At 66.4% G+C, this 26467-nt stretch carries 25 protein-coding genes; 13 read left to right on the forward strand and 12 right to left on the reverse strand.

From position 1 onward, the window contains the following. Window positions 1-53: 53 nt before the first annotated feature. Window positions 54-956 carry an acetylglutamate kinase gene (gene argB / locus K0S66_RS01945; RefSeq protein WP_301073409.1) on the reverse strand — a complete coding sequence of 301 codons (903 nt, stop codon included), beginning with the start codon at window positions 954-956 and terminating at the stop codon, window positions 54-56. 75 nt (window positions 957-1031) lie between these two features. After that, window positions 1032-1670 (reverse strand): queuosine precursor transporter, encoded by a 639-nt coding sequence (locus tag K0S66_RS01950; RefSeq protein WP_301073410.1) that lies wholly within the window; start codon window positions 1668-1670, stop codon window positions 1032-1034. A gap of 163 nt (window positions 1671-1833) precedes the next feature. On the opposite strand from K0S66_RS01950, the gene K0S66_RS01955 reads away from it, so the two are divergent. Continuing rightward, window positions 1834-3168 (forward strand): NupC/NupG family nucleoside CNT transporter, encoded by a 1335-nt coding sequence (locus tag K0S66_RS01955; protein ID WP_301073411.1) that lies wholly within the window; start codon window positions 1834-1836, stop codon window positions 3166-3168. Between the two features lie 58 nt (window positions 3169-3226). Here the strand turns inward: K0S66_RS01955 and K0S66_RS01960 are convergent, their stop codons facing one another. Further along, window positions 3227-4006 (reverse strand): SDR family oxidoreductase, encoded by a 780-nt coding sequence (locus K0S66_RS01960; RefSeq protein WP_301073412.1) that lies wholly within the window; start codon window positions 4004-4006, stop codon window positions 3227-3229. Window positions 4007-4059: 53 nt separating this feature from the next. Here K0S66_RS01960 and K0S66_RS01965 point away from each other — a divergent pair, with 53 nt between their 5' ends. Both K0S66_RS01965 and K0S66_RS01970 read left to right on the forward strand, forming a co-directional pair. Then, a complete protein-coding gene (locus K0S66_RS01965; protein WP_301073413.1) occupies window positions 4060-4845 on the forward strand; it encodes an ATP-binding cassette domain-containing protein in 786 nt (261 codons plus the stop codon). Beyond that, the gene (locus K0S66_RS01970) at window positions 4842-6374 is read left to right on the forward strand and encodes an ABC transporter permease/substrate-binding protein (protein WP_301073414.1); all 1533 of its coding nucleotides are present in this window, start codon (window positions 4842-4844) and stop codon (window positions 6372-6374) included. Before K0S66_RS01965 ends, K0S66_RS01970 begins: the two co-directional genes overlap by 4 nt. On the opposite strand, the gene K0S66_RS01975 is transcribed toward K0S66_RS01970, so the two are convergent. Then, window positions 6371-7372, reverse strand: a complete 1002-nt coding sequence (locus K0S66_RS01975) for an NAD(P)H-quinone oxidoreductase (RefSeq protein ID WP_301073415.1) — start codon at window positions 7370-7372, stop codon at window positions 6371-6373. The genes K0S66_RS01970 and K0S66_RS01975 overlap by 4 nt on opposite strands. A 70-nt stretch (window positions 7373-7442) precedes the next feature. On the opposite strand from K0S66_RS01975, the gene K0S66_RS01980 reads away from it, so the two are divergent. Both K0S66_RS01980 and clpA read left to right on the forward strand, forming a co-directional pair. Then, on the forward strand, window positions 7443-7640 hold the full coding sequence (locus K0S66_RS01980; protein ID WP_301073416.1) for a DUF1192 domain-containing protein: 198 nt from the start codon (window positions 7443-7445) through the stop codon (window positions 7638-7640). A 131-nt stretch (window positions 7641-7771) separates the two neighbouring features. After that, window positions 7772-10090, forward strand: coding sequence for an ATP-dependent Clp protease ATP-binding subunit ClpA (gene clpA / locus K0S66_RS01985; protein WP_301073417.1), 2319 nt, complete (start codon window positions 7772-7774; stop codon window positions 10088-10090). An 89-nt stretch (window positions 10091-10179) separates the two neighbouring features. Here clpA and K0S66_RS01990 read toward each other — a convergent pair whose 3' ends face one another. Beyond that, window positions 10180-10410, reverse strand: coding sequence for a hypothetical protein (locus tag K0S66_RS01990; RefSeq protein WP_301073418.1), 231 nt, complete (start codon window positions 10408-10410; stop codon window positions 10180-10182). A gap of 116 nt (window positions 10411-10526) precedes the next feature. Here K0S66_RS01990 and K0S66_RS01995 point away from each other — a divergent pair, with 116 nt between their 5' ends. Both K0S66_RS01995 and K0S66_RS02000 read left to right on the forward strand, forming a co-directional pair. Further along, window positions 10527-12545: a S9 family peptidase gene (locus tag K0S66_RS01995; protein ID WP_301073419.1), complete on the forward strand. Its 2019-nt coding sequence runs from the start codon at window positions 10527-10529 to the stop codon at window positions 12543-12545. 121 nt (window positions 12546-12666) lie between these two features. Then, complete coding sequence (locus K0S66_RS02000; RefSeq protein WP_301073420.1) at window positions 12667-14490, forward strand: ABC transporter ATP-binding protein/permease; 1824 nt, start codon at window positions 12667-12669, stop codon at window positions 14488-14490. A gap of 40 nt (window positions 14491-14530) precedes the next feature. On the opposite strand, the gene K0S66_RS02005 is transcribed toward K0S66_RS02000, so the two are convergent. Further along, complete coding sequence (locus K0S66_RS02005) at window positions 14531-14803, reverse strand: GNAT family N-acetyltransferase (RefSeq protein WP_301073421.1); 273 nt, start codon at window positions 14801-14803, stop codon at window positions 14531-14533. A 100-nt stretch (window positions 14804-14903) separates the two neighbouring features. On the opposite strand from K0S66_RS02005, the gene recQ reads away from it, so the two are divergent. The 3 genes from recQ to K0S66_RS02020 all read left to right on the forward strand — a co-directional run bounded on the left by recQ (window position 14904) and on the right by K0S66_RS02020 (window position 17570). Then, window positions 14904-16667: a DNA helicase RecQ gene (recQ, locus tag K0S66_RS02010; RefSeq protein ID WP_301073422.1), complete on the forward strand. Its 1764-nt coding sequence runs from the start codon at window positions 14904-14906 to the stop codon at window positions 16665-16667. Window positions 16668-16740: 73 nt separating this feature from the next. Next, entirely contained in the window at window positions 16741-17175 is a 435-nt protein-coding gene (locus K0S66_RS02015; protein ID WP_301073423.1) for a TIGR01244 family sulfur transferase, read from the forward strand. Further along, window positions 17172-17570: a hypothetical protein gene (locus K0S66_RS02020; protein WP_301073425.1), complete on the forward strand. Its 399-nt coding sequence runs from the start codon at window positions 17172-17174 to the stop codon at window positions 17568-17570. The genes K0S66_RS02015 and K0S66_RS02020 overlap by 4 nt, the downstream gene beginning before the upstream one ends. Window positions 17571-17592: 22 nt before the next feature. Here K0S66_RS02020 and K0S66_RS02025 read toward each other — a convergent pair whose 3' ends face one another. After that, window positions 17593-18861, reverse strand: a complete 1269-nt coding sequence (locus K0S66_RS02025; protein WP_301073426.1) for a dipeptidase — start codon at window positions 18859-18861, stop codon at window positions 17593-17595. A 301-nt stretch (window positions 18862-19162) separates the two neighbouring features. On the opposite strand from K0S66_RS02025, the gene K0S66_RS02030 reads away from it, so the two are divergent. Next, window positions 19163-19378, forward strand: coding sequence for a hypothetical protein (locus K0S66_RS02030; protein WP_301073427.1), 216 nt, complete (start codon window positions 19163-19165; stop codon window positions 19376-19378). Window positions 19379-19422: 44 nt separating this feature from the next. Here the strand turns inward: K0S66_RS02030 and K0S66_RS02035 are convergent, their stop codons facing one another. The 4 genes from K0S66_RS02035 to K0S66_RS02050 are packed head-to-tail and all read right to left on the reverse strand — an operon-like array spanning window position 19423 to window position 23576. Next, the gene (locus K0S66_RS02035; RefSeq protein WP_301073428.1) at window positions 19423-20520 is read right to left on the reverse strand and encodes an FAD-dependent oxidoreductase; all 1098 of its coding nucleotides are present in this window, start codon (window positions 20518-20520) and stop codon (window positions 19423-19425) included. After that, window positions 20520-20921: an acyl-CoA thioesterase gene (locus K0S66_RS02040; RefSeq protein WP_301073429.1), complete on the reverse strand. Its 402-nt coding sequence runs from the start codon at window positions 20919-20921 to the stop codon at window positions 20520-20522. Before K0S66_RS02040 ends, K0S66_RS02035 begins: the two co-directional genes overlap by 1 nt. Then, a complete protein-coding gene (locus K0S66_RS02045) occupies window positions 20918-21478 on the reverse strand; it encodes a DedA family protein (RefSeq protein ID WP_301073430.1) in 561 nt (186 codons plus the stop codon). The genes K0S66_RS02040 and K0S66_RS02045 overlap by 4 nt, the downstream gene beginning before the upstream one ends. A 28-nt stretch (window positions 21479-21506) precedes the next feature. After that, window positions 21507-23576, reverse strand: coding sequence for a S9 family peptidase (locus K0S66_RS02050; RefSeq protein ID WP_301073431.1), 2070 nt, complete (start codon window positions 23574-23576; stop codon window positions 21507-21509). Window positions 23577-23837: 261 nt separating this feature from the next. Here K0S66_RS02050 and K0S66_RS02055 point away from each other — a divergent pair, with 261 nt between their 5' ends. Beyond that, entirely contained in the window at window positions 23838-24779 is a 942-nt protein-coding gene (locus K0S66_RS02055) for a DUF808 domain-containing protein (protein WP_301073432.1), read from the forward strand. Between the two features lie 34 nt (window positions 24780-24813). Here K0S66_RS02055 and K0S66_RS02060 read toward each other — a convergent pair whose 3' ends face one another. Continuing rightward, window positions 24814-25731, reverse strand: coding sequence for an ABC transporter ATP-binding protein (locus tag K0S66_RS02060; RefSeq protein ID WP_301073433.1), 918 nt, complete (start codon window positions 25729-25731; stop codon window positions 24814-24816). A gap of 81 nt (window positions 25732-25812) precedes the next feature. On the opposite strand from K0S66_RS02060, the gene K0S66_RS02065 reads away from it, so the two are divergent. Next, window positions 25813-26043: a zinc-finger domain-containing protein gene (locus K0S66_RS02065; protein ID WP_301073434.1), complete on the forward strand. Its 231-nt coding sequence runs from the start codon at window positions 25813-25815 to the stop codon at window positions 26041-26043. The last annotated feature ends 424 nt before the right edge of the window (window positions 26044-26467 follow it).

Consider the following 26467-nt stretch of genomic DNA (forward strand, 5'->3'; position numbering starts at 1 on the left):
TCCGTTCGGGTGTATCATTACCATAGCACAGTTGGGCATCGCGCGCGTCGCGATCAAGCCCGGCGGATCAGCGTGCCCGCCCCGCGCCGTGTGAAGATCTCAAGCAACATACCGTGCGGCACCCGCCCGTCCAGAACCACCGCCGCGTCGACGCCCGATTCCACCGCCGCCACGCACGTCTCCAGCTTCGGGATCATGCCGCCCGAAATGGTGCCATCGGCGCGCAACCGGGCTACGTCCGGCGGCGTCAGGTCGGTCACCAGATCGCCCTGCTTGTCGAGCACGCCGGCGACATCGGTCAGCAGGAAGAAGCGCTTGGCGCCCAGCGCCGATGCGATCGCCCCGGCCATCGTGTCGGCGTTGATATTATAGGTGTGGCCATCGGCGCCGATGCCGATCGGCGCGATCACCGGGATGATCCCGTCGCGGCTCAGCGTGTCGATGATCCGCCGGTCGACCGCCACCGGCTCGCCGACGAAGCCCAGGTCCACCTTGCGCTCGATCCCCTGCCGCTGATCGGGTTCGCTGCGCCCGACCTTCTCGGCCTGCACCAGCCCGGCGTCCTTGCCGGAAATGCCGACCGCCCGGCCGCCGGCCGCCGCGATCCACGACACGATCTGTTTGTTGATCGATCCCGCCAACACCATTTCGGCGATCTGCGCGGTTTCCTCGTCGGTCACGCGCAGCCCGTCAACGAAACGCGATTCGACGCCCAGCCGCTTCAGCATCGATCCGATCTGCGGCCCGCCACCGTGCACGACGACAGGGTTGATCCCCACCGCCTTCATCAACACGACGTCCTCGGCGAAGTCGCGCTGCGCCTCGGGGTCGCCCATGGCATGGCCGCCGTATTTCACGACAAAGGTCGCGCCGGCATAGCGCTGCAGATAAGGAAGCGCCTCGACGAGCGTTTCGGCTTTCGCGAGCAGTTCGGGCGCGGGCGTATGGTCGTTCATGCCGGTGCCCTTAATCACATCGCCCGGCGCGCGAAAGGCGGCTGTGCCGCGGCATTCGCGCGTCCGGCCCGCGTCTTACCGGTCCAGCCGGCGCCCCAGCGCCACAAAGGCGTAGATCAGCGGCGGCACCAGCACGACCGACAGGACGACCTTGGCGATCATCTGCCCGACCATCAGCTCGCCGATCGGGAACACGCCGTAAAAGGCGATCGTCACGAACAGCAGCGTGTCGACCACCTGCGACAGGACGCTGGCGATCGCCGCGCGCAACCACAGGAACCGCCCGCCCTCGCGCCCCTTCAGCGCGGCGAAGATCGTCACGTTCAGCGTCTGCGACGTGCCATAGGCGATGATCCCGCCGACCCAGATGCGCGGCGTGCCGGTCATCATCAGCTCGAACGCATTGAGTCGCTCCGGCTCCATCGCCGGCGAGGCGGGCACCGCCAGCACGATCAGCGTCAGGAACAGCGATACGATCAGCGGAATGAAGCCGATCTGCACCAGCCGGCTGGCGATCTGCCGCCCATGCAGCTCGGCGATCGCGCTCGATGTCACCACCAGCAGCAGAAAGGCGAAGATCCCCGCCTCCACCGCCAGCGGGCCGAGCGCCACCTGCTTGTTGCCCAGCACCCCGGCGATGCAGACCATGCCGCCGTAGAAGATCGAGAAGCCGAAAAGCGAGCGCGCGATCGGCGCGGGAGCGCGGGATTCCATCGGCCGCCGGTACATCGTGCGGCGCGATGGTAAAAGGGCGTTGTTGCAGGATCATGGCAAGCAAGCGGTTGAATGCTTGTCGAACCGGTCGCCAATTCCCTATGAGAGCGCGCGAAAAGTGATCAGGCGGCACAGCTCCGCCCGTAGCGGGGATGAGTCGCAGTTGAGCCGTTTTCTGATCGGTATCGCCGGTATTCTGGTGATCCTCGCGCTGGCGCTGGCCTTGTCCACCGATCGGCGCGCCATTCGCCCACGCGTCGTCCTCAGCGCCTTTGCGCTTCAGGTCGGCATTGCCGTGCTGGTGCTATACGTCGATTGGGGCAAAAGGATCCTGTCGGGCATGTCGGCGGGCGTCTCCAGCCTGCTAGGCTATGCCAAGGCGGGGGTCGATTTTCTCTTCGGCCCGCTCGCCTCGCCTGAAATCGGCGGCAACAGCTTTGCGATCGCCGCGCTGCCAGTGATCATCTTCTTCGCCAGCCTGGTGTCGATTCTCTATTATCTCGGCATCATGCAGTTCGTCGTCCGCTGGCTTGGCGGCGCGATCGAAAAGGTGATCGGCGTGTCAAAGGTCGAAAGCCTGTGCGCCGCCGCCAACGTCTTCGTCGGGCAGAGCGAATCGCCGCTCGTGATCCGTCCCTATCTCGCCGGCCTCACCCCGCCGCAGCTGTTCACCGTCATGACCAGCGGCATGGCCGGCGTCGCGGGCACGATCCTCGCCGCCTATGCCTCGATGGGCATTCGCATCGATTATCTGCTGGCCGCCAGCTTCATGGCCGCGCCGGGCGGCATCCTGATGGCAAAGATCATCATGCCCGACCGCAGCGTGCCGCCGGAGGGCGAATTGCCGCTCGGCGACCTGCCCGATCCCGATGTCGAGATCCGCGTGTCGGAGGCGCGCATCGCCGGCAACACCATCGCCGCGCTCCCCGATGAGCTCACCCCCGGCGAACCGATGCCGCAGGCGACGCATGACGAGGAAGCGCCAGCGAACCTCATCATGGCCGCGGCGCAAGGCGCTCAGACCGGCGTCCGCCTGGCGGTCGCGGTCGGCGCGATGGTGCTTGCCTTCGTCGCGCTGGTCGCGCTGGCGAACGGCATCCTTGGCGGGGTCGGCGGCCTGTTCGGCTATCCGGATCTCAGCTTCCAGCAACTGCTCGGCTATGTCTTCGCGCCGGTGATGTTCCTCATCAACGTGCCCTGGGACGAGGCGCTGCGCGCCGGCGGCATGTTCGGTCAGAAGATCGTGCTGAACGAATTCGTCGCCTATATCGATCTGGGTCGGCAGGCCGACGCGCTCTCGCCGCGTACCGTGGCGATCGTCACCTTCGCGCTGTGCGGCTTCGCCAATTTCTCCTCCATCGCGATCCAGATGGCGGTGACCGGCAATCTCGCGCCCAACCAGCGGCCGATGATCGCGAAGCTCGGCATCCGCGCCCTCCTCGCCGGCAGCCTCGCCAATCTGATGTCGGCGGCGCTGGCCGGCCTGCTGATCGCCTGACGCCAGCACGTTCGGCTGACGCCAGCGCGCCCGGCTGACGTCAGGCGATCGCGCGGCGTCAGCGGCGCGTCTTGCGCATCCGCTTGCGCAGGCTGCCCGGCAGCCAGCGCGCGGCAAAGGACAGGCGGCGCGCGGTCTTGCCCACCAGCGTGTGGACCCGCCCGCCATGGACGGCATCCCACGCCGCCTCGGCGACCGCCTCCACCGGGGTGAATTCCAGCCCCGCCTCGACCACCGTCTCGCGTACGCTGCGGTTGCTCGCGCCGACCATCTCGCGCAGCAACGGCGTATCGATGAAACCGGGCATCAGGCTGCGGACGCGAATGTCGTCGCCCGCCCATTCGCCGTCCAGCGCCTCGGTCAGCCCGCGCACCGCAAACTTGGTGGCGGAATAGATCGCTGCTCCGGCCGTGCCATAGATGCCCGCTGCCGACGCGGTATTGAGCAGGCACGATCCCGGCGTCGCCGCCAGAAACGGATAGGCCATCCGCGCGCCATACAGCACGCCCTTCAGATTGACGTCCACCGCCCGGTCAATGTCCTCCAGCGCCGCCGCGCCGAACGGCCCGCCCACCGCCACGCCGGCGTTGTTGAACAGCACGTCCAGCCGTCCGCCGCTGACCTCGGTGAATTCGGTCAGCACCTCCTCCCAGTCCTCCGGGGATCGCACGTCCATGACGTGACAGGTGGTCTGCTCCGCCGGCAGCATCGCAGCGGTTTCCTTCAGCGCCGCGCTATCGCGATCCGCCAGGCCGACGCGCCATCCCCGCTCGGCGAACAATTGCGCCGCTGCCCGTCCGATTCCGGAACCCCCGCCGGTGATCAGGATCGCCTTCATAACTGAACCCTCATGTTTGACGCCGGTGGCGGCATCCCGCATCCTGCCGGCCGATGCCCGTGGACTTATCCGGCCCGGCGGTGGCTTTCCACCGCGTCTCGAAACACTATGCCGGTGGCACGGCGGCCGTCGATGACGTGACCCTTCACATCGATGGCGGCAGCTTCGTCGCACTGGTCGGCAGTTCGGGCTCGGGCAAGTCGACCCTGCTGAAGATGATCAATCGCCTGGCGGAGCCGACCGGCGGCCATGTCACCGTCGCGGACACGTTGGTGACTGAGCAGCCTCCCGCCATCCTGCGCCGCTCGATCGGTTACGTTTTCCAGAATGTTGGGCTTTTCCCGCATTTGACCGTCGCGGAGAATATCGCCCTCCCGCTGCGCATCGCCGCTGATCGCCCGACGGCGGTGGATCGCGACAACCGCGTCGGGGACATGCTCGATCTTGTCGATCTGCCCCGGACACTGGGCGCGCGCCTCCCCGATGCGCTGTCGGGCGGGCAGCGCCAGCGCGTCGGCGTCGCACGCGCACTCGTCACCGGGCCGCGCCTGCTGCTGCTCGACGAACCGTTCGGCGCGCTCGATCCGATCACGCGCAGCGCGCTGGGCGACGCGGTCCATGCGCTTCACCATCGGCTTGGCCTCACCACCATCATGGTCACGCATGACATGGCGGAGGCGCTGCTGCTCGCCGATCGTATCCTGGTGATGAGCCACGGCCAGATCGTCGCCGACGAAACGCCGGCCGCGCTGCTTGCCGGCGCCGGCGGGGATCAGGCGCAGGCGCTCGTCGCCGTCCCGCGCGATCAGGCGCTTCGCCTTGCGAGCCTTTCCCGATGACTGACGCCTGGGGCCGCGTCCCCGATCTCGCCGCGCAGCATTTCCTGCTGGCCATGGCCGCGCTGGCGGCTGGCGTCCTGATCGCCGTCCCGCTTGGTTTCTGGTCGGCCCGCCGGCCCACCGCGGCGCGGATCGCGCTTGGCGCGGCCAGCCTCGTCCAGACGATCCCCAGCCTCGCGCTGCTCGCCTTATTCTACCCGATCCTCTTGTGGATCGGTGGCTTGCCCGCGCTCGGTTTCCTGCCGTCGGTGCTCGCGCTGACGCTCTATGCGATCCTCCCGATCCTGCGAAACGTCGTCACCGGGTTGCAGGGGCTCGACCCCGCGGTGATCGAGGCCGCCGACGGGATCGGCATGACCGGCTGGCAGAAACGCCGGCTGGTCGAGGCACCACTGGTGCTGCCGATGGTGATGGCGGGGGTACGCACCGCCGCCGTCTGGACAATTGGTGCAGCCACCCTCTCCACCACCGTTGGTCAGCCGAGCCTCGGCGATCTGATCTTCGCCGGGTTGCAGACGCAATCCTGGCCGCTGGTGCTCGCCGGCTGCATCGCCTCGGCCGGGCTCGCGCTCGCGACCGACGCGCTGCTCGGCGCCTCCGAATGGGGTATCGTTCACCGCCGCCGCTGGATCGCGCTGCTGTCGCTCGGGCTGATCGTCGCGGCAACGATCGCCGCCGCCGCGCCGCTCTGGCGCAGCGATCAGGATCGGGTGATCGTCGGCGCGAAGAATTTCTCCGAACAATTCATCCTCGCGCGCCTCATCGGCGATCGGCTGCGCGATGCCGGCTATGCGGTCGAGTACCGCGACGGCCTCGGCTCCGCGGTCGCCTTTGGCGCGATCAAGAGCGGCGCGATCGACGTCTATGTCGATTATGCCGGCACGATCTGGACCGGTGAGATGAAGCGCACTGACACCCCGCCGCGCGAGCAACAGGTGCGTGCGATCGCGGACTGGGCGCGCCAGCAGCATGGGGTCGCGCTGCTCGGCTCGCTCGGCTTCGAAAACGCTTATGCCTTTGCGATGCGGCGGCAGGATGCGGCACGCCGCGGCATTGCCAACCTCGACGATCTCGCGCGGCAATCGCCACAGCTACGCCTGGGCGCTGATCTCGAATTTCTCGACCGCGCCGAATGGGCCGCGATCCGCCGCGCCTATCCGATGCGCTTCGCCGCGACGACGCCCTACAGCCCCACCTTCATGTATCGTGCGCTCGCCAGCGGCCGCGCCGATGTGATCAGCGCCTTTTCGTCGGACGGCCGGATCGCGGCGGACGATCTGGTCGTGCTGCCCGATCCGCGCGGCGCGATCCCGGGCTATGACGCGATCCTGCTGTTATCGCCGCGGCGGGCGCAGGACGCGCGCTTCGTGAACGCGCTTCGCCCGCTGATCGGCGCGATCACCCCTGCGATGATGCGCGCCGCCAACTATCAGGTCGATCGCGATACCGACAAATCGACCCCGGAAATCGCTGCTGGCCAGCTCGCCACGCAGATCGGCCAATCTTCTCCGGAAGGCGGCCGGAACTAGCCCATCGTCAGGACGATCTTCCCCACGTGATCGCCGGCTTCCATGCGGCGATGCGCCTCTGCCGCCTGTTCCAGCGGGAACACCTTGTCCATCACCGGCTTCAATCGCCCCGCCTCGACATGCGGCCACACGGTGCGCGCCAGTTCGTCGGCGACCATCGCCTTGAACCCGGTGTCACGCGCGCGCAGCGTCGATCCGGTCAGCGTCAGCCGCTTCATCATCAGCTCGAAAATCGGGATCGTCGCCTTCGCGCCGCCCTGCACCGCGATCGACACATGCCGCCCGTCCGGCGCCAGGCACTTGAGATTGCGGGCAACATAGTCGCCGCCCACCATGTCGAGCACCGCGGCGCAGCCAGCGCCTCCGGTGATTTCCTTCACCCGCTCGACGAAATCCTCGGTCTTGTAATTGATCGCGTGATCCGCCCCTAGCGCCTTGGCCGCCGCCACTTTCTCATCCGAGCCCGCAGTGACGATGATCGTGACGCCAAAGGTGTTGCACAGCGCGATCGCCATCGTGCCGATCCCGCTCGTCCCGCCATGCACCAGCACGGTATCGCCTTCCGAGGCATAGGCCCGCTCGAACAGGTTGGTCCACACGGTGAACAGCGTCTCGGGCATCGCGGCTGCTTCTTCCATCGACAGCAGCTCGGGCACGGGCAGACATTGTCCCGCCGGCGCAGTGACATAGTCGGCATAGCCGCCGCCGGCGATCAGCGCGCACACCGGCTGCCCCACCATCAGCTGGTGGACGTCATCACTCAGCGCGACCACCGTTCCCGACACTTCCAGGCCAAAGATGCTCGGCGCACCGGGGGGTGGCGGATAGGCGCCCTTGCGCTGCATCACGTCCGGGCGATTGACGCCGGCAGCGGCAACGCGGATCAGCACCTCGCCAGCCTGCACGACAGGAACGGGACGTTCGACGATCTGGAGCACCTCGGGCCCGCCCGGTGCCTCCGGATCGATCGCCCGCATTGTCGCAGGAATGGTGTACATTCGCCTCCCCCTTCATCGCCCTGTGCGCGCCTTATTGACTTCGCACCCGCAGCGGTCAACGATGGGGGCTATGGATCTGGATGATATCCTCGGGTCCCGGCCCGACGATCCGCTGACCGCCCTCGTGCGTGAGGATCTCGATCGCCTCTCGGTTGCCGAGCTGGAGGCGCGTATCACGGTGCTGGAGGGCGAAATCGCCCGCAGCCGGCGCAAGATTGAACTGGCCTCGAACACGCGCGCTTCTGCGGACGCCTTGTTCAGGCAATGATCCGGCGGGCATCCGCCCGGCGACACGCCACCCCCCGGTGCCGAGCCGCGCTTCTTGATGCCGGCCATCGCAATCACGACATGGTGAGAAAGGGCCAGGCGCCTGCCTGCCGCCCGGTTGGAGTATCCTGAATGCCATCCTTTGCCAGCGCTCTCGAGACCACGCTGCACAAGGCACTCGAGGCCGCGTCGTCCCGGCGCCATGAATATGCCACGCTCGAACATCTGCTGTTCGCGCTCGTCGATGATGAGCACGCCAGCCAGGTGATGACCGCGTGCGGCGTCGACCTTGGCGAACTCAAGACCACCGTCGCGCACTATCTCGATACCGAGCTTGGCGCGCTGAAGGTCGATCAGCAGACCGATCCCTCCCCCACCAGCGGTTTCCAGCGCGTCGTTCAGCGCGCCATCCTGCACGTCCAGTCTTCCGGTCGCGATGAAGTGACCGGTGCCAACGTGCTCGTCGCGCTGTTTTCCGAACGCGAAAGCTATGCGGTCTATTTCCTGCAGCAGCAGGACATGAGCCGCCTCGATGCCGTCAGCTTCATCAGCCACGGCGTCGGCAAGGGCGCGTCGGCACCTGAAGCCTCCACCCCCAAGGGCGCCGAGGACAAGGAAGAGAAGAAGCCGGCGGAGAAGGGCGGCAAGGGCGAAAGCGCGCTCAAGCAGTTCACCGTCGACCTCAATGAAAAGGCCCGCAACGGCAAGGTCGATCCGCTGATCGGTCGTGGTCCGGAGGTCGACCGCACGGTGCAGATCCTGTGCCGCCGGTCGAAGAACAACCCGCTGTATGTGGGCGATCCGGGCGTCGGCAAGACCGCCATTGCGGAGGGCCTGGCGCGCAAGATCGTCGAGGGCGACGTGCCCGACGTGCTGAAGCCAGCCGTCATCTATTCGCTCGACATGGGCGCGCTGCTTGCCGGCACGCGCTACCGCGGCGATTTCGAGGAACGGCTGAAGCAGGTCGTTAACGAGCTGGAGAAGCTGCCCGACGCGGTGCTCTTCATTGATGAGATCCACACCGTGATCGGTGCCGGCGCGACCAGCGGCGGCGCGATGGATGCATCGAACCTGCTGAAGCCGGCGCTGTCCGGCGGCACGATCCGCTGCATCGGCTCGACCACCTACAAGGAGTTCCGCAACCACTTCGAAAAGGATCGCGCGCTGCTGCGCCGGTTCCAGAAGATCGACGTGAACGAGCCGACGATCGAGGATACGATCAAGATCCTCGCCGGCCTGCGTTCGGCGTTCGAGAGCCACCACGACGTCAAGTACACGCCCGACGCGATCAAGTCGGCGGTGGAGCTGTCAGCGCGCTACATCAATGACCGCAAGCTGCCCGACAAGGCGATCGACGTGATCGACGAGGTCGGCGCGATGCAGATGCTGGTGGCGCCGTCTAAGAGGAAGAAGACGATCACGCCCAAGGAGATCGAGCAGGTCATCGCGACCATGGCGCGCATCCCGCCGAAGAGCGTGTCGACCGACGACAAGAAGGTGCTCGAGACGCTCGAGACCGACCTGAAGCGTGTCGTCTTCGGCCAGAACAAGGCGATCGAGAACCTCGCCTCGGCGATCAAGCTCAGCCGTGCAGGCCTGCGCGATCCCGAGAAGCCGATCGGCAACTATCTGTTCACCGGCCCTACCGGCGTCGGCAAGACCGAGGTTGCCAAGCAGCTTGCGACGATCATGGGCATCCCGCTGCAGCGGTTCGACATGTCCGAATATATGGAGCGCCACTCAGTCAGCCGGCTGATCGGTGCGCCTCCGGGCTATGTCGGGTTCGACCAGGGCGGCCTGCTGACCGACGCGGTCGACCAGAACCCGCATTGTGTGCTGCTGCTGGACGAGATCGAGAAGGCGCATCCCGACCTGTTCAACATCCTCTTGCAGGTGATGGACAACGGCCGCCTGACCGATCAGCACGGCAAGACGGTCGATTTCCGCAACGTCATCCTGATCATGACGACCAATGCGGGCGCTTCCGACATGGCGCGCGAGACTTTGGGCTTCGGCAACCTTTCCCGCGAGGGCGAGGACGAGCAGGCCGTGCAGAAGCTGTTCACGCCGGAATTCCGCAACCGTCTCGATGCGATCGTGCCGTTCAGCTACCTTCCGACCGAAGTGGTCGCCCGGGTGGTGGACAAGTTCATCCTTCAGCTGGAGCTCCAGCTGGCGGACCGCGACGTCCACATCAAGCTCGACGACGAGGCGCGCCAGTGGCTGACCACCAAGGGCTATGACAAGCTCTATGGCGCACGCCCGATGGGCCGCCTGATCCAGGAGAAGATCAAGCAGCCGCTGGCCGAGGAATTGCTGTTCGGCAAGCTGGTCCATGGCGGCGAGGTCGTGGTGAAGCTGAAGGACAATGCGCTGACGTTCGAGATCGTCGGCGCGGCGCCCAAGAAGCCGAAGCGCAAGGGCGGCAAGGCAAAGGTCGCGGTGGAATAAACCAGAAGGGCGCCGGTCGATCGACCGGCGCCCTTTCTGTCTCTCTGGATGTCGGATGAACCGCCGGCGCTGCCGCCGCCGCAATCGGTTCAGCCCTTCGGCTGGCCCTTGTCCTTGGCCACCCACTGCGGCCCGCTAGCGCGGCACGCGGCGCTGATTACCGGAAACATAAGGTCGGTATTACGCGCCAGAGCGGCAGGCGCCGCTGCCCGGCATTGCTGTACCGTAGCGAAGCGAACCGGCTCAATCCGCGCCTCGGCGCAGCCGGACTGATCGTCCCCGCAGCCCATGATCGCCAGTACGAAAAAGATCGGTTGCACACGCGCCTCCACTCTCCTCCAACAACCCGCGACGCCGTCAGACTGTTCCATGAATGCGCTTGCAGGTGTGCTGCCACACTGACACACTAAAAGGATGAAAATGGGGAGGAACAATCATGCTGTCCGTGACGAAGGCCGCGCTTGCCGCGACCGCGCTGATGCTTGCAGGGGCACCCGCCATGAGTGCTGAGGTGCCACTCATCGAACGGACGAAGCTGTTCGGAAACCCTGAGAAAACCAGCGGGCGCCTCTCCCCCGATGGCAAGTGGATCAGCTTCATCGCGCCGCGCGATGGCGTGCTCAACGTCTGGGTTGCACCCGCCTCTGATCCCGCCGCTGCCCGCCCGCTGACCGCGGAGAAACAGCGCCCGATCCGGCAGACCTTCTGGGCACCCGACTCAAGCCAGATCCTGTTCGTCAACGACAAGGGCGGCGACGAGAATTTCCGGCTCTACGGCGCTCCCGTCACCGGTGGCGAGGCGCGCGATTACACGCCGTTCGACAAGGTTCGCGTCATGCCGATCGGGCAGAGTACGGTCATCAAGGACCGTATCCTCATCGGCCTCAACAACCGCGATCCGCGCTGGCACGACGTCTACAGCCTCGATCTGAAGACGGGCAAGCTGACGCTGGTGATGCAGAACGACGGCTATGGCGGCTTCCTCGCGGACGACCAACTGAACGTGCGCCTCGCCTCCCGGCCGCGCGCCGACGGCGGCGACGACTGGTTCCGCGTCGTCAACAACAAGGTGGAGGCGACCCCCGCGGTTTCTTACGGCCTCGACGACAGCCTGACCACGATGCCGCTCGCCTTCACCACCGACGGCCGGACGATCTACTGGATGGATTCGCGCGATCGCGACACCGCCGCGATCATGGCGCAGGATGCATCGGGCAAGATGACGCCGATCGCTCAGGATCCCCGCGTCGATCTGGAGGCCGGGCTGTTCAACCCGAAGACGGGCGAGATCGAGGCGTACCGGCAGGAGTATCTGCGGGGCGAATATGTCCCCGTCGGCGATGCCGTAAAGGCGGACATCGCCTTTCTGAAGGCGCAGAACAAGGGTGAGTTCACCGTCACCAGCCGCACCGATGCCGATGACACCTGGCTTGTCTCTTTCGATGCGGTCTCCGCCCCTGCGTCGACCTGGGTCTATGACCGCACGGCAAAGACGCTGAAGCAGCTCTATGTATCGCGTCCCGCGCTGGTCGGCGCCCCGCTGGTGCCGATGCACCCGACCGTGATCAAAGCGCGCGACGGGCTCGACCTTGTCTCCTATCTCACCTTGCCGAAGGACGCCGATGCCAATGGCGATGGCAAGGCGGATCGGCCCGTGCCGATGGTGCTGTTCGTCCATGGCGGGCCATGGGGCCGCGACGTCTACGGCTATAACAGCTACCACCAGTGGCTCGCGAACCGCGGCTATGCGGTGCTGTCGGTCAACTTCCGCGCCTCCACCGGTTTCGGGAAGAAATTCCTCGCCGCCGGGAACATGGAATGGGGCAAGAAGATGCATGACGATCTGCTCGACGCGGTCGACTGGGCCGTCGCGCAGGGCGTCACGACCAAGGACAAGGTCGCGATCATGGGCGGCTCGTACGGCGGCTATGCAACGCTCGCCGGCCTCGCCTTCACGCCCGACACCTTCGCCTGCGGCGTCGATATCGTCGGCCCGTCCAATCTGCATACGCTGCTCGGCTCGATTCCCGCCTATTGGGAGGCGGGCAAGCAGCAGATGTACCGGCGCATGGGTGATCCGAACACGGCAGAAGGCCAGGCGGTCCTCAAGGAACGCTCACCACTGTTCGCCGCCGACAGGATCAAGAAGCCGCTGCTGATCGGTCAGGGCGCCAACGATCCGCGCGTCAACGTGCGCGAAAGCGATCAGATCGTGGACGCAATGAAGGCGAAGAACATCCCTGTGACCTATGTCGTCTTCCCCGACGAAGGCCATGGTTTCGCCCGACCGGTGAACAACATCGCGTTCAACGCCGTGACGGAGAACTTCCTCGCCCCGTGCCTCGGCGGACGCGCCGAGCCGATCGGCGACGCGCTGCAGGGCTCCACCGCGGAGATCCGCCACGGCGCCGATCATGTGAAGGGTCTTGGTTCGACCAGGTCCGCCGCGAAGTAACGCTCGCGCATCGACGAACCGGCAGGGCCGTCACCCCGATCGCCTCGGGGTGGCGGCTCCTTCGCATCAACTGCGCTTCACCCCATTGCACGCGCCCCTCCGGGCTACGACATAAGCAACAATGCCACCGACCGACCCGACCGGGACCAGCACCGAGCGTCCGCTTGGCCCAACGCTGCGCCGCTTCCTGCCCTATCTCTGGCCCTCCGACGCGCCGGGCATGAAGCTGCGCGTGACGGGCGCGATGCTGCTCGTCCTCATGTCGAAGCTGGTTCAGGTCTATGGCGCCCCCTTTGCGTTGCAGGGCGCGGTGGACGGCATGGCGACGCTGCCACGCTCGCCGGCGATGCTCGTGATCCTGCTTGTCGTCGGCTACGCTGCGGCACGCTTCGGCAGCACGCTGTTCGACAATCTGCGCAACACCGTGTTCGAAAGCGTCGGGCAGGAGGCAACTCGCCGGCTTGCCAGCCAGGTGTTCCGCCACCTCCACGATCTGTCGCTGCGCTTCCATCTCGAACGGCGCACCGGCGCCGTCACCAAGGTGGTCGAACGCGGCACCAAGAGCATCGACACGATGCTCTACTTCCTCCTGTTCAACATCGCGCCGACCATCCTTGAACTGACGCTGGTCCTCGGCATCTTCTGGGTGAAGTTCGGCTGGCCACTGGTCGCCGCCACCGTGGTGATGGTGGTCGTCTACATCTGGTTCACCCGGAAAGTGACCGACTGGCGGGCCAATTTGCGCCAGCGGATGAACGATCTCGATACCGGGGCCGTCGCCCATGCGGTCGATTCGTTGCTGAACTTTGAAACGGTAAAATATTTCAGCGCCGAGGATCGCGAGGCGCGGCGCTACGATGCCGCGATGCAGGCCTATGCGACGGCCGCCGTAAAATCCGAAAACAGCCTCGCCTGGCTCAACATCGGCCAGGCCGCGATCACCAACCTGATGCTTGGCGGCGGCATGGCGTTCGTCGTCTGGGGCTGGTCGCAAGGGCGCTTCTCCGCCGGCGACGTGGTGCTCGTATCGACCCTGTTGTCGCAGCTCTTCCGTCCGCTCGACCTGCTCGGCATGGTCTATCGCACGATCCGCCAAGGCGTGATCGACATGGGCGCGATGTTCGATCTGGTCGACACCCCGTCCGAAGTGGTCGATCCGCCGGGCGCTCGCCCGCTACGCGTCGGCGCGGGGCATCTCCGCTTCGAAAATGTTCGCTTCGGCTACGAACCCGGCCGTGACATTCTGAAGGGCATCACGCTCGATATTCCGGCCGGCAGCACCGTCGCCGTCGTTGGCCCGTCGGGCGCCGGAAAATCGACGCTCGCGCGCCTGCTGTACCGCTTCTACGACCTGACTGGCGGCAGGATCACGATCGACGGGCAGGATATCGCCGCCGTAACGCAGGCGAGCCTGCGCAGCGCGATCGGCATTGTCCCGCAGGATACGGTGCTCTTCAACGACACCATCGGCTACAATATCGCATACGGGCGCGAGGGCGCCGACGATGCGGACATCCGCGCCGCCGCGCGCGGGGCCGCTATCGCCGGTTTCATCGAGGCGCAGCCTGATGGCTATGCGACCCGCGTCGGCGAGCGCGGCCTGAAGCTGTCCGGCGGTGAGAAGCAGCGCGTGGCGATCGCCCGCACCCTGCTCAAGAACCCGCCCGTCCTGATCCTGGACGAAGCAACCTCGGCGCTCGACAGCCGTACCGAGGCGGACATCATGGCGACGCTGGAGGCGATCGAGCGCGGCCGTACCACCATCGTTATCGCCCACCGTCTCTCGACCGTCGTACATGCCGACAAGATCGTCGTGCTGGAGGCCGGCCGGGTGACCGAACAGGGCACGCATGAGGAACTGCTGCGCGCCGGCGGCACCTACGCCGAGCTATGGGCGCGGCAGGCGAGCGAGAATGCCAGCGAAGAAACCGAGAGCGCCGAATAGCCGCGGCGGCGCGCCGCGCCTTATGCTCTGACGCCCCCGTTCAGCCGACGAGGTCGCGATATTCGGGATGCCGGCGGATGAACGCCGCCACGAACGTGCATTGCGGCACGACCTTCAGCCCCTGGTCACGCGCACTGTCCAGCGCCGCCCGGATCAGCTTCGATGCCACCCCGCGCCCCTCGATCTCGGGCGGGACGACGGTGTGGGTGAAGACGATCCGCTCGCCCTCGCGCTGATAGGCGGCAAGCGCGCGATAGCCGCCGACGTCCAGTTCGAATTCCTGTTCGGCACGATTGTCGCGGACCTTGTTCATGCGCCGCATGTAGTGCGTCCCGCCGCCGGGTAAACTGCTGCGGATCAAGCGGCGGCATCGCGGTTGCCGCCTCCGTTCGCGACGCGTAGAGCCGCATCGAATGGCCGCCGACCCCGTTTCCGTCCTCCAGAAGCTGTTTGGTTTCCCCGATTTCCGCGGTGTTCAGCGCAACGTCGTTGATCGCGTGCTGGCGGGCCAGTCGACGCTCGCCGTGATGCCGACCGGCGCCGGCAAATCGCTGACCTATCAGCTGCCCGCGACGATGCTCGACGGTACCTGCATCGTCGTCTCGCCGCTCATCGCCCTGATGCATGATCAGCTGCGCGCGGCGGAAGCGGTCGGGATCCGCGCCGCCACGCTCACCAGTGTCGATGAGAATAAGGCCGAGACGCGCGGCCGCTTCCTCGATGGCGATCTCGACCTTCTCTACATCGCGCCCGAACGCGCCTCCACGGCCGACTTCCGCGATCTGCTGGAGCGCGGCCGGGTGGCGCTGTTCGCGATCGACGAGGCGCATTGCGTCAGCGAATGGGGCCATGACTTCCGCCCCGACTATCGCCTGCTGCGCCCGCTGCTGGATCGCTACCCGGATGTGCCCCGGCTCGCGCTGACCGCGACGGCGGACGAGCATACTCGCGCCGACATCCTCGATCAGCTCGGCATTCCGGCGGAGGGCATGATCGTCGCCGGGTTCGACCGGCCCAACATTCGCTACGCCATCACCCCGCGCGACAACACCACGCGGCAGATCGCCGACATCATCCGCGACACCCCCGGCCCAGGCATCGTCTATGCCCAGACCCGCGCCGGGACGGAGAAGCTGGCCGATTCGCTGCGCCAGGCGACGGGCCGCCCGGTACGGGCCTATCACGCCGGCCTCGACGCGGAGATCCGCCGCCGCAACCAGGCTGCATTCGTCGCCAGCGAGGACATGGTGATCGTCGCCACCGTCGCGTTCGGGATGGGGATCGACAAGCCGGACGTGCGCTTCGTCGCACATGCCGGGCTGCCCAAATCGATCGAGGCCTACTACCAGGAAACGGGCCGCGCAGGCCGTGACGGCGACCCGGCGGTCGCGCATCTGTTCTGGGGCGCCGAAGACTTCGCCCGCGCACGCCAGCGCATCGCGGAGGTCGAGCCGCAGCGCCAGCCGGGTGAGCGGCAGCGCCTCAACGCACTCGGGGCGCTGGCCGAAACCGCGGGGTGCCGTCGCCGCATCCTGCTGGCGCATTTCGGTGAGCAGCCGCCCGCGACGTGCGGAAACTGCGACAACTGCCTCTCGCCGCCCAATGCGATCGACGCCACCGAAACCGCGCGCAAATACCTCTCCGCCGTCTTCCGCACCGGCCAAAGCTATGGCGCGACCTATGTCGAGGAAGTGCTGACCGGCAAATCGTCGGAACGCAGCCTGATGAACGGGCATGAGGCGCTGTCGGTCTGGAACATCGTCGACGGCGATGAGACAACCTTGCTGAAGCCGGTCGGCCGTGCGCTGCTGCTGCGCGACGCGCTGCGCACCAATCCGCATGGCGGGCTGGAGTTCGGCCCCGCCGCCCGTGGGCTGATCAAGGGCGAGGATAATCTGAAGCTCGTCATGCCGCCCAAGCGCGCGCGCCGCCGCCGCGGCGATCAGGCAGCCAATCCCGTCAACGATCCGCTGTTCGAGGCGTTGCGCACCTGCCGTCGCGAACTGGCGCTGGAGGCGGGCGTGCCTCCCTATGTGATCTTCCACGATTCGGTGCTGCGCGAGATGGCGGCCACCCGTCCCACCAGCCTGTCGGCGCTCGGCCGCCTGACCGGTGTCGGGCAGCGCAAGCTCGACGCCTATGGCGAACCTTTTCTGCGGGTGATCCGCGAACAGTGAGCCGCGTAAAAACCGGTGGATAACGCACCGGTGCCGGTTCTCCCCTGCGCGAAGCTGCGCTATCGCTGGTGCCATGCTAGATATTCGCCGCATCGACGACCGCATCTCGGTCGCCCAGCAGATCGCACCGGAGGACATCCCGGCGATCAAGGCCGCTGGCTTCGCGGCGATCATCAACAATCGTCCCGATGGCGAGGAGGATACGCAGCCAACCGGCGACGCCATCCGCGCTGCCGCGGAGGATCAAGGGCTCGCCTATTCGTCGATTCCGGTCACTCACGCCGGCTTCTCGATGCCGCAGGTCACCGCAATGATCGACGCGCTCGGCGCGGCAAGCGGCCCGGTGCTGGCGTTTTGCCGGTCCGGCACGCGCTCGTGCAACCTGTGGGCCTTGTCGCAGGCCGGTCTGGGGGTCGATCCGGATTCGCTGACCCAGCAGGCACGCGGCGCCGGCTATGATCTCACCGCCCTTCGTCCGTTGATGGACGCGGTCGCGCCTCCCAGATGATCTGGATCATGGCGGGCGCGGCCATCGCTGCGCTGGCCGGGTTGGGGGCGTTCGTCTGGTGGCTGCTGCTGCGTCGCGGTGGCGGGCAGCGGCTGACCGACCCCGACCAGGCGATCTCCGCCACGGCAGAGCTGCTCGGCGGCTTCCTGCCGGTATCCGCGGTGCTCGGCACCGACGGACAGGCCGCGCTCATCGTCGGCGACGGCTTGCGCGTCGCGGTTCTCGCGATCCGTGGCAAGGGCCCCGCCGCGCGTGAGATCGCCTGGCGCGACGTCCAGGCCACGCGGGAGGGGCTGCGCGTCGCCACGCGCGACCGGCGGCTCGGCACGGTCCTGGTGCTTGGCGTCGACAATCTCGACGTGCGCCGCCTGGCACCGCAGCTGCGGCACCTCTAGGCGGCGGCGCCCGCCCGGCCGCTCAGTCCGTGGCGGTCGCGTCCAGCGGCTTCATCCCCTTCTGGCTGGCGGCGACAGCCTCGACCCGCTCCATCACCCGCAGGACATTGCCCTGCGCCAGCGCGCCCAGCTCCGCATCGCTCCAGCCGCGCCGCGCGAGTTCAGCGAACAGGCGCGGGTAGCCATCCACGCCCGTCATGTCGGCCGGCGCCGTGCCGCCGATCCCATCATAATCGCCGCCGATCCCGACCGCCCCCTTGCCGGCGATGCGGGCGATGTGCTCGACATGGTCAGCCACATTGGCGGCGGTGACATGCGGCATGGGATGCGCCGCGTCCCAGGCGATCATCGGCGCCGGCGCCTTGGGCCCGTACACGTCGGTCGCCAGCCCCTGCGCCTTGCCAAAGGCCGTGCGCTCACGATCCCACTTGCGCCATTCCTCCGACACGAATGCCGGGTACACGTTGACCATCACCACGCCGCCGGCCTTGCCGATCCGTGCCAGCAGATCGTCGGGAATGTTGCGCGGCACGTCGGCGACGGCCCGCGCGCCCGAATGCGACGCGATCACCGGCGCCTTTGTCACGTCAAGCACCGCCGCCATCGTCGCGTCCGAGATATGGCTGACGTCGACGATCATGCCGATCCGGTTCATCTCCGCCACGACCGAGCGGCCGAAATCGGTCAGCCCGTTGGCGCGCGGCGTGTCGGTGGACGAATCCGCCCAGCTCAGGCTCTTGCCGTGCGTCAGCGTCATATAGCCAACGCCCAGTTCCTTCATCTGGCGCAGCACCGACAGCCGTCCGTCGATCTGGTGCCCACCCTCGATCCCGATCATCGACGCGATGCGACCCGCCTTCTGCGCCGCGCGCGCCTCAGCCGCGGTCGTGACGAGCGCGAAGGCGCTGGGGTTCGCTGCGGCGACCCGGCGCACGATGTCGATCTGCTCCAGCGTCATTTCCACCGCGCGCGGCCCGGTGGTCGTCGCCGGGATCCACACCGACCAGAATTGCCCGCCCACGCCGCCGCGCCGCAGCCGCGGAATGTCGGTCTGCAAGGGATAGGGCAGCGCGGAGGTATCGCGCGTCAGGTCAAGCTCCTCGACCTTGCCATCGTGCCGGTCGCGAATTTCCCACGCCAGGTCGTTGTGTCCGTCGATCACGGGATAACGCTTCAGCAAGGACGTGATGCGCGCCGGCACTGCCGGCTGGGCGGCGGCGGTGACCGGCGTTGCGGAGGGCACGAAGGCTGTTGCTGCTTGGGCGACAAACAGAAGGGCAATCAGCGACATGACATCTCCGGCTGTGCGGGCCGTGCAGGAACAATCCGCCAGCCCATATGTTGTGTGGTGAAGCCCGGTGAAGAACCGGGCCTCCGATGGTCTGCGAAAGCAGCTGTCGGTGCAAGCAATAAACCAGCCTCGTCGCCGTCTGCGACGGGGTTTCCTTGTCTGTAGAATAGAAGATGGAGAGCAGAAGAACATTGCGCTTCAGCAACAATGAACGCAGCTTTCGGGCGCTTTTTCTTTGATTATTGATTTGGTTGATTTCGCACTCCCGGCAACCGGGCTACGGTCTCAATCGGGAGATGGAGTGAGTTTCGTGGACGACGACAAGGAATATTATTATCGCCGCGCCGAGTCGGAGCTCGAAATGGCGCAGCGCACCGAAAATCCCGAAGCGGTGAAGGCTCATTACACTTTGGCCGGTTATTATCTCGACAAGGTGTACAATGATGATGCCGCCGCGATCATGGCGTTGAACGATGCCATGATGAACGCCGCCCCGCCCGGTGCCTCGCTGAGCTAGGACGGACGCGACAGGCCGGGCCACCCGCTGGCCCGGTCGACCAGTTACGCGCTGCAGCGAAATCCGCCGAAAAACGCCGCGTGGCGCGACAATATCGTGTCGATATCGCCCGGCTGCGGAACGGCCACTCGCTCCCCGCGCTCGAACGTGCCGCCGCAGACGATGCCGTCCGGCCGCGGAAACATATATCCCATCTGGCCGCCAAAGGCGTAATTCACCTCGGGCTGGGGCAACAGGATCGCCAGCTGGCCGCGCACGGGGATAAGGTCGCGATCGCCAAACAGCGCCGCCGCACCCAGGCCGGTGCAATTGAACACCAGCCGCTCAGGCAGGGCGTCGACGTCCGCCGCGCTGTCGAAGTTGCGAACGACGATACGTCCACCTGCGATCCGAACGTCCTGCTCCAGCTTGCGAAGCAGCCGCCCGGTCTCGGCGTACATTGTGTCGAAACGGATCACATGGCCGCTGATCGGGAACGGATGCTCTGCCGTGTCGAGGTAGCGTAGGCCCGGCATGTAGCGCGCTGACGCTCGCGCCTGACCCGGCGGCGTCCGGGTCTGCTGATAGGTTGGTACCCAGCGGATGCCATAATCCTCGCCGACCATGATCTGGAACCGGCGCCAGCTATATTCCAGCGCCTGTGCATATTGCGCGCGCCATTCGGGCGTCACCATATCCTCGGCGAAATGGCTGGCGGGCTCCCATTGCCCACCCGCAATGTTGGATGTCGTGTCGGGCGGCAGCGCCTTGGTGTACAGCGTGACCGGAAAACCGGCCTCCTGGCACAGCCGTGCGGTGGTCAGGCCCATGATGCCGGCGCCGATCACCGCCACGCTCCCGCTATGGCCGGGCAGGCCAGCATCCACGGCCAGGCGTGACGTACCCCAGGACAGCGTAATGCCGGCGCCGCCATGACCGTAATTGTGCACGACGCGCTTGTCGCCGAACGGATCAGCCCGGACCACGAACCCGCCCGCGCGATAGGGCCTGAGGCCAGCCACCGTTCGGATCACCCGGTCCGCGGCGACCCGCACCGGCGCGAGGCAGGCCGACGCTGGCGATGCGATCGGCCGCGCGCGTGTCGTGGTGCAGGCCGGCAGAATCAGCGGGGCAGCGGCAAGGACCGCGCGGCGATCCAGCATCAGGCTGGGCCGTCGCTGATGAATGGCGCTGCCACGTCCGCGCGTACCCGCAGCAGCCGGCCACTCGCCCGGTCCAGCAGCGCCCAGGTCGTCACCCCCTCCACCAGCGTTCGGCCATCCGCGCTGGTAAAGCGGAAATGACGGTCGAACCGCGCGCCGCGCGGAGGCTCCGGCACCCACGTGGCGCCCGTCGCCTGTTGCCCCTCAGCCAGATTGCCGCGGTAATCGATCTCGTGCCGCGTCACGACCCAGATATAGGCCTCGCGATGCTCCTGCGGCGCCACCGCCTCCCAATGCGCGACCGCCAGTTCCTGGATCCACCGCACCCACACGGCATTGTTCACATGGCCCAGCTCATCGATGTCGGCCGCATCGGCGACAAAGGTCTTGGTGAAGGTCATCGCTTTCGCCACCATCGCAGGATCTGCAGGATCGCAAAGACGCCGCCCAGCATCGCCACGCCCATCAGCAGCGTTTCGCGGCTTGGCTGTAACCGTCCGGCCAGCTCCGTCACCGCCTCGCCGAACCAGTAACCCAGCGCCGTGAACAGCGCCGCCCACACCGTCGCGGCGACGGCGTTGATCACGACGAAGGTCGATGTCGGCACCTGGCTCGTCCCGATCGCGATCGGGCTGACGGTGCGGAATCCATACAGGAAGCGAAATCCGAAGATGAACCCGGTGGGGTATCGCTCCAGCAGCCGCAGCGCCTTGGCAAAGGCGCTTTTCTGCGTCCATCGCTTCACCGTCGGACTATCGCGATAACGCCTGCCCGCCGCGAAGAAGAACTGGTCGGACAGGAACGAGCCGACCGCCGCCGCGACAAAGGCAAGCGGCCAGTGCAACAGCCCCTGGTGGGACAGCAATCCCCCGGCAAGCACCGCCGTCTCGCCCTCGATCATCGCGCCGGCGAAAACCGCCACCACGCCCCAATGCGCGACGATCTCCTCGATCGTCACAGGCGACGGATCCGGCGCAGGGCGATCATCACTCCTCTACCCCCAGCTGCCACAGCACGAACGCATGCTCCTCGGCCGCTTCACGCAGGCTCTCGAACCGGCCGGACTTCCCGCCATGACCTGCGCCCATGTTGGTCTTCAGCAGCAGGATATTGTCGTCGGTCTTGGTCGCGCGCAGCTTGGCAGCCCATTTCGCCGGCTCCCAATAGGTCACGCGCGGATCGTTCAGCCCGCCGGAAATGAACAGCGGCGGATAATCCTGCGCGCGGACATTGTCGTACGGGCTGTAGCTGCGGATCAGCTGGAATGCGGCCGGATCGGTGATCGGATCGCCCCATTCGGGCCATTCGCCCGGCGTCAGCGGCAGGCTTTCGTCCATCATCGTGTTCAGCACGTCGACGAATGGCACGTCCGCTATCACCGCACCCCATAGTTCGGGATCGGAATTGACCACCGCGCCCATCAGTTCGCCGCCCGCTGACCGCCCGGCGATCGCGATGCGCCCCGCGCTGGTCCACTTGCCGTCGATCAGCCCGCGCGCCACGTCGACGAAATCGGTGAAGGTGTTGGTCCGCTTGGCGAGCTTCCCGTCATGGTACCATTGCTGGCCCAGATCGTCGCCGCCGCGGATATGCGCGATGGCATAGGCGAAGCCGCGATCAAGCAGGCTCAGCCGGCCGGTCGAGAACCCGGGCGGGATGGCATGACCGTAGGCGCCATAGGCGTACAGGAACAACGGCCTGCTGCCGTCACGCGGGAAATCGGCCGGATAGACGATCGATACCGGCACCTCGGTGCCATCGCGCGCCGTGATGTGCAGCCGCTCGGTGCGATACTTCCCCGCCTCATAGCCGGACGGGATCTCCTGCACCTTCAGCACGGTCAGCCCGCGAGTGGCCGTATCATAATCATAGACGGTGCCCGGCGTGACCATCGATTCATAACCGACGCGCAGAACCGTCTGCTCATATTCGGGATTGTCCCCCAGCCCGGCCGCGTAGCTCGCCTCGGGGAAGTCGATGCGCTCGGCCACGGTGGGCGCGTCGTAGCGATGGATCGCCACCTGATCGAGCCCGTCCTCGCGCCCCTCGACCACGAAGAAGTCGCGGTAGCACTCGACGCCGGTCATGTAGAAATGGCGGCTCGGCGCGATCAGTTCGGTCCACTCGCCCGGCGCGCTGATCGGCGCGGTCACCAGCCGCCACATCGGGTCAATGTCGTTGGTGTGGATGAACAGCGTGTCGCCGTGCGCATCCACGTCATATTCGCGACCCGACTGGCGTGGCGCCACGACGATCGGCTCGGCCAGCGGATTATCCGCGGGCAGCAGGCGCACCTCGCTCGTCACATGATCGCCGGTCGCGATCACGATCCATCGCCGGTCGCTCGTCTCTGCCACGGCGACGCGATAGCCCTCGTCATCCTCGTGGTAGAGCTCGACATCCTCGGCCGGATCGCTGCCCAAACGGTGGAACCGCGCATTGTCGGTGCGCCATTCCTTGTTGGCTAGGCCGTAGAGAAATCCGGCGTCGTCCGCGGTCCACACGATGTCGGACAGCATCCCCGGGATCGTGTCAGGCAATAGCGCGCCCGTCGCCAGATCCTTCACATGGATGGTGAAGCGTTCCGATCCATTGTCGTCGATCGCATAGGCCAGCTTCATGCCGTCGTTCGACACGGCAAAGGCGCCCAGCCGGAAATACTCCTTCCCCGCCGCCAGGGCCGGCTCGTCCAGCAGCAACTCGTCCGCACTGCCGTCGTCGGTCGACCCGACCGGCCGGCGCCACCATTTGCGATACTCGCCGCCTGTCTCGAACGCGGTCCAGTACAGCCAGTCGCCGTCCTTCTGCGGCACGGAGGATTCATCCTCCTTGATGCGCGCCTTCATCTCTTCGTACAGCCGGTCGACCAGCGGTCGGTGCGGCGCCATCGCCTGTTCGAAATAGGCGTTCTCCGCCTCCAGATACGCCAGCACGTCCTTGTCGGAGACGTCCGGGTAATTCGCGTCCTTCAGCCAAGCCCAGGGATCCTCGATGGTAACACCATGAGCGGTGAAGGCGTGCGAACGGGTGGCGGCAATCGGCGGGGAAATCGTCATTTCCCTTCTTAACCCGCATCGGTGCGAAGTCGATGCCACGCCTTGCGATGCAATTTATGCAACCGGTTACATGCAACTTTGCACTTGCAGCGAATCATGCTGCAGTGCACAAGTGCCAGGCCTTTCAGGCATCCTCTCCTAAAAACTTTCATGGCCGATCCCTCCGGGGGTCGGCCTTTTTTCTTGGCGCCGCGTTGTCCGCCCCTTGCCGCTACGCGCGTTCGCCAATAGCGGCGGCGAAGGATTGAAGGATCAGATCAGATGGCTGGTGGCCTGGTTGCGTTGCTGGATGACATTGCGGCGCTGGCCAAGCTGGCCGCCGCCAGCCTGGATGACGTCGCCGGCGCCTCGGCAAAGGCGGGGACGAAGGCGGTCGGCGTGGTCATCGACGACACCGCCGTCACGCCGCGCTACGTCACCGGGCTCAGCCCAGCGCGCGAACTGCCGATCATCTGGAAAATCGCGCTCGGCTCGCTGCGTAACAAGCTGATCCTGCTCCTTCCCGCGGCGCTCATCCTGTCCGCCTTCGCGCCTTGGGCAATCACCCCGATCCTGATGGCCGGCGGCACCTTCCTGTGCTTCGAAGGCGCCGAAAAGGTGATCGAGGCGCTGACCGGCACTCACCATGGCGAGGAAGCGTGCGCGGTCACCGATCCCAAGCAGCTTGAGGATCGTCAGGTTTCCGGCGCCATTCGCACCGACCTCATCCTGTCGGGTGAAATCATGGCGATCGCCCTGTCCGAACTCGCCGACCAGACGATCGTGAACCAGGCGATCGCGCTTGCGCTCGTCGGCATCGCGATCACCATCGGCGTCTATGGCGTCGTCGCGCTGATCGTGAAGATGGACGACATCGGGCTGGCGCTGGCGAAGCGCGAGAACAGCGGCACCCGGGCGATCGGCCGCGGTCTCGTGGCCGCCATGCCGGTCGTCCTGAAGTGGCTCGGTATCATCGGCACGGCCGCGATGCTGTGGGTCGGCGGGCAAATCATCGTCCACGGGCTTCACGAATTCCACCTGACGCCGATCCCCGAATGGATCGAACATGCCGCGGAAGGCGCCCGCCACGCGGTGCCCGCCGCCGGGGGTGTCGTCGCCTGGATCGTCAACGCCGCCCTGTCGGCGGTGTTCGGCATCATCGTCGGTGCGATCGTCGCCGGCCTGCTTCACCTGAAGCCCAAGAAGGCCGCCGCCAAGCAATGATGCCGCCGCGGCGCCGGGCCACGTCAGCGGCCGGTCAGGCCGCTCGCGTCAGGCTCAGGAACACGTCCTCCAGGTCGGCCTCGCGCGTCGACACATCGACGATGCCAAAGCCCGCGCCCTGCACCGCGGCCAGCACCTCGCCGGCGTTCACCTGATCCTTGGAGTAAGTGATCGACAGCGTGCGCTCACCCTTCAGCGCGATCTTCTGGAAGCATGCCGCCTCGGGCAGCGCCGTCACGTCACGCTCGACGGTCACATCGACCACCTTCTCCTGCGCGCGGCTCAGCAGCTGCCGGGTCGGCTCGTTGGCGACGACCGTGCCGTGATTGATGATCGCGATGCGATCGCACAATTCCTCGGCCTCTTCGAGATAATGGGTCGTCAGCACCACCGTCACGCCACCGGCGTTCAGTTCGCGGACATAGGCCCATAATTGCTGGCGCAGCTCGATGTCGACGCCCGCCGTCGGCTCGTCGAGCACCAGCACGGGCGGCGAATGGACCATTGCTTTCGCCACCATCAACCGTCGCTTCATCCCGCCTGACAGCGTGCGGGCATAGGCCTTCGCCTTATCCTCCAGATGCACCGCGCGCAGCAGCTCCATCGACCGCCGCTGGGCCTTCGGGATGCCGTACAGCCCGGCCTGGATCTCCAGCGTTTCCAGCGGCGTGAAGAACGGATCGAACAGGATCTCCTGGTTGACGATCCCGATCGATGCCTTGGCATTGCGCGGGTGGGCGTCGATGTCGAAGCCCCAGATCGACGCCGTGCCGCTGGTCTTGTTCACCAGCCCGGCCAGAATGTTGATCAGCGTCGATTTGCCGGCGCCGTTCGGCCCCAGCAGGCCGAATATGGTCCCTTGCGGCACGTCGAAACTGACCCCGTCGAGCGCGCGCTTGCCGCCCTGATAGGTCTTGCAAAGATCCTGGATGGCGATCGCAGCGTCGGTCATGGTCGGGGTGGTTACGCCCGGCCGCGCGCGAATGCTAGGCAAGTCATTGCTTGCGCAGCACGACGTTGCTAACGCGGGCCCATGTTGCCGCCGCCCCAGATCAGCCGTGTTTCGCACCACCGCGTCGCCTGTGATGGCGCGCATGACGGGATCCCCGCAGCGCTCGGCCACCCGCGCGTCTGGCTGGAAATCTCGGAACTGGGCTATGTCGACTGCGGCTATTGCGATCGCCGTTTCGTGCTGATCGGCGGCCCGGCCGATGGCGTCGACCCGTCGACCCTCCCCGATCACGGCGACGGCGCCGGGCGCTAACCCGCCCGTCGACGCGACATAGGAACCACCTGCTGCGTTGTGCGGCGGGGGCTTCCGCTGCGTCGGAACGTCGCGCTGCCGTCGCTGCGGCCGATCAGCACAACGACAAGCCTGAAGGTACGCCGCGGCGCGGATTGAACGCGGACTTGCGCCGCCCGTGCGTGACGCCCGTGTGCCCTGGCGGCCCGCAGCCCAGGCATTTGCTCCGCCTCCTTCCGCCAGAAACGCGGCAAAACCGTCGAACGGCGCCACCACGCCGTCGTTCGAAGCCGCGCGCCCCGGCCTCGTCGGCCGACCACCCCACGCCAAACCCTTAGGATCGCTGGCATTGCCACGCTGTGCACAGCCCATGCACAGGCTGTTCACACGTTATCCACAGCCCACCCACGCCTTATCCACAGTCCGTTCAGCCGATATCCACAGG

Source organism: Sphingomonas sp. (assembly GCF_029239295.1).
Taxonomy (GTDB): Bacteria; Pseudomonadota; Alphaproteobacteria; order Sphingomonadales; family Sphingomonadaceae; genus Sphingomonas.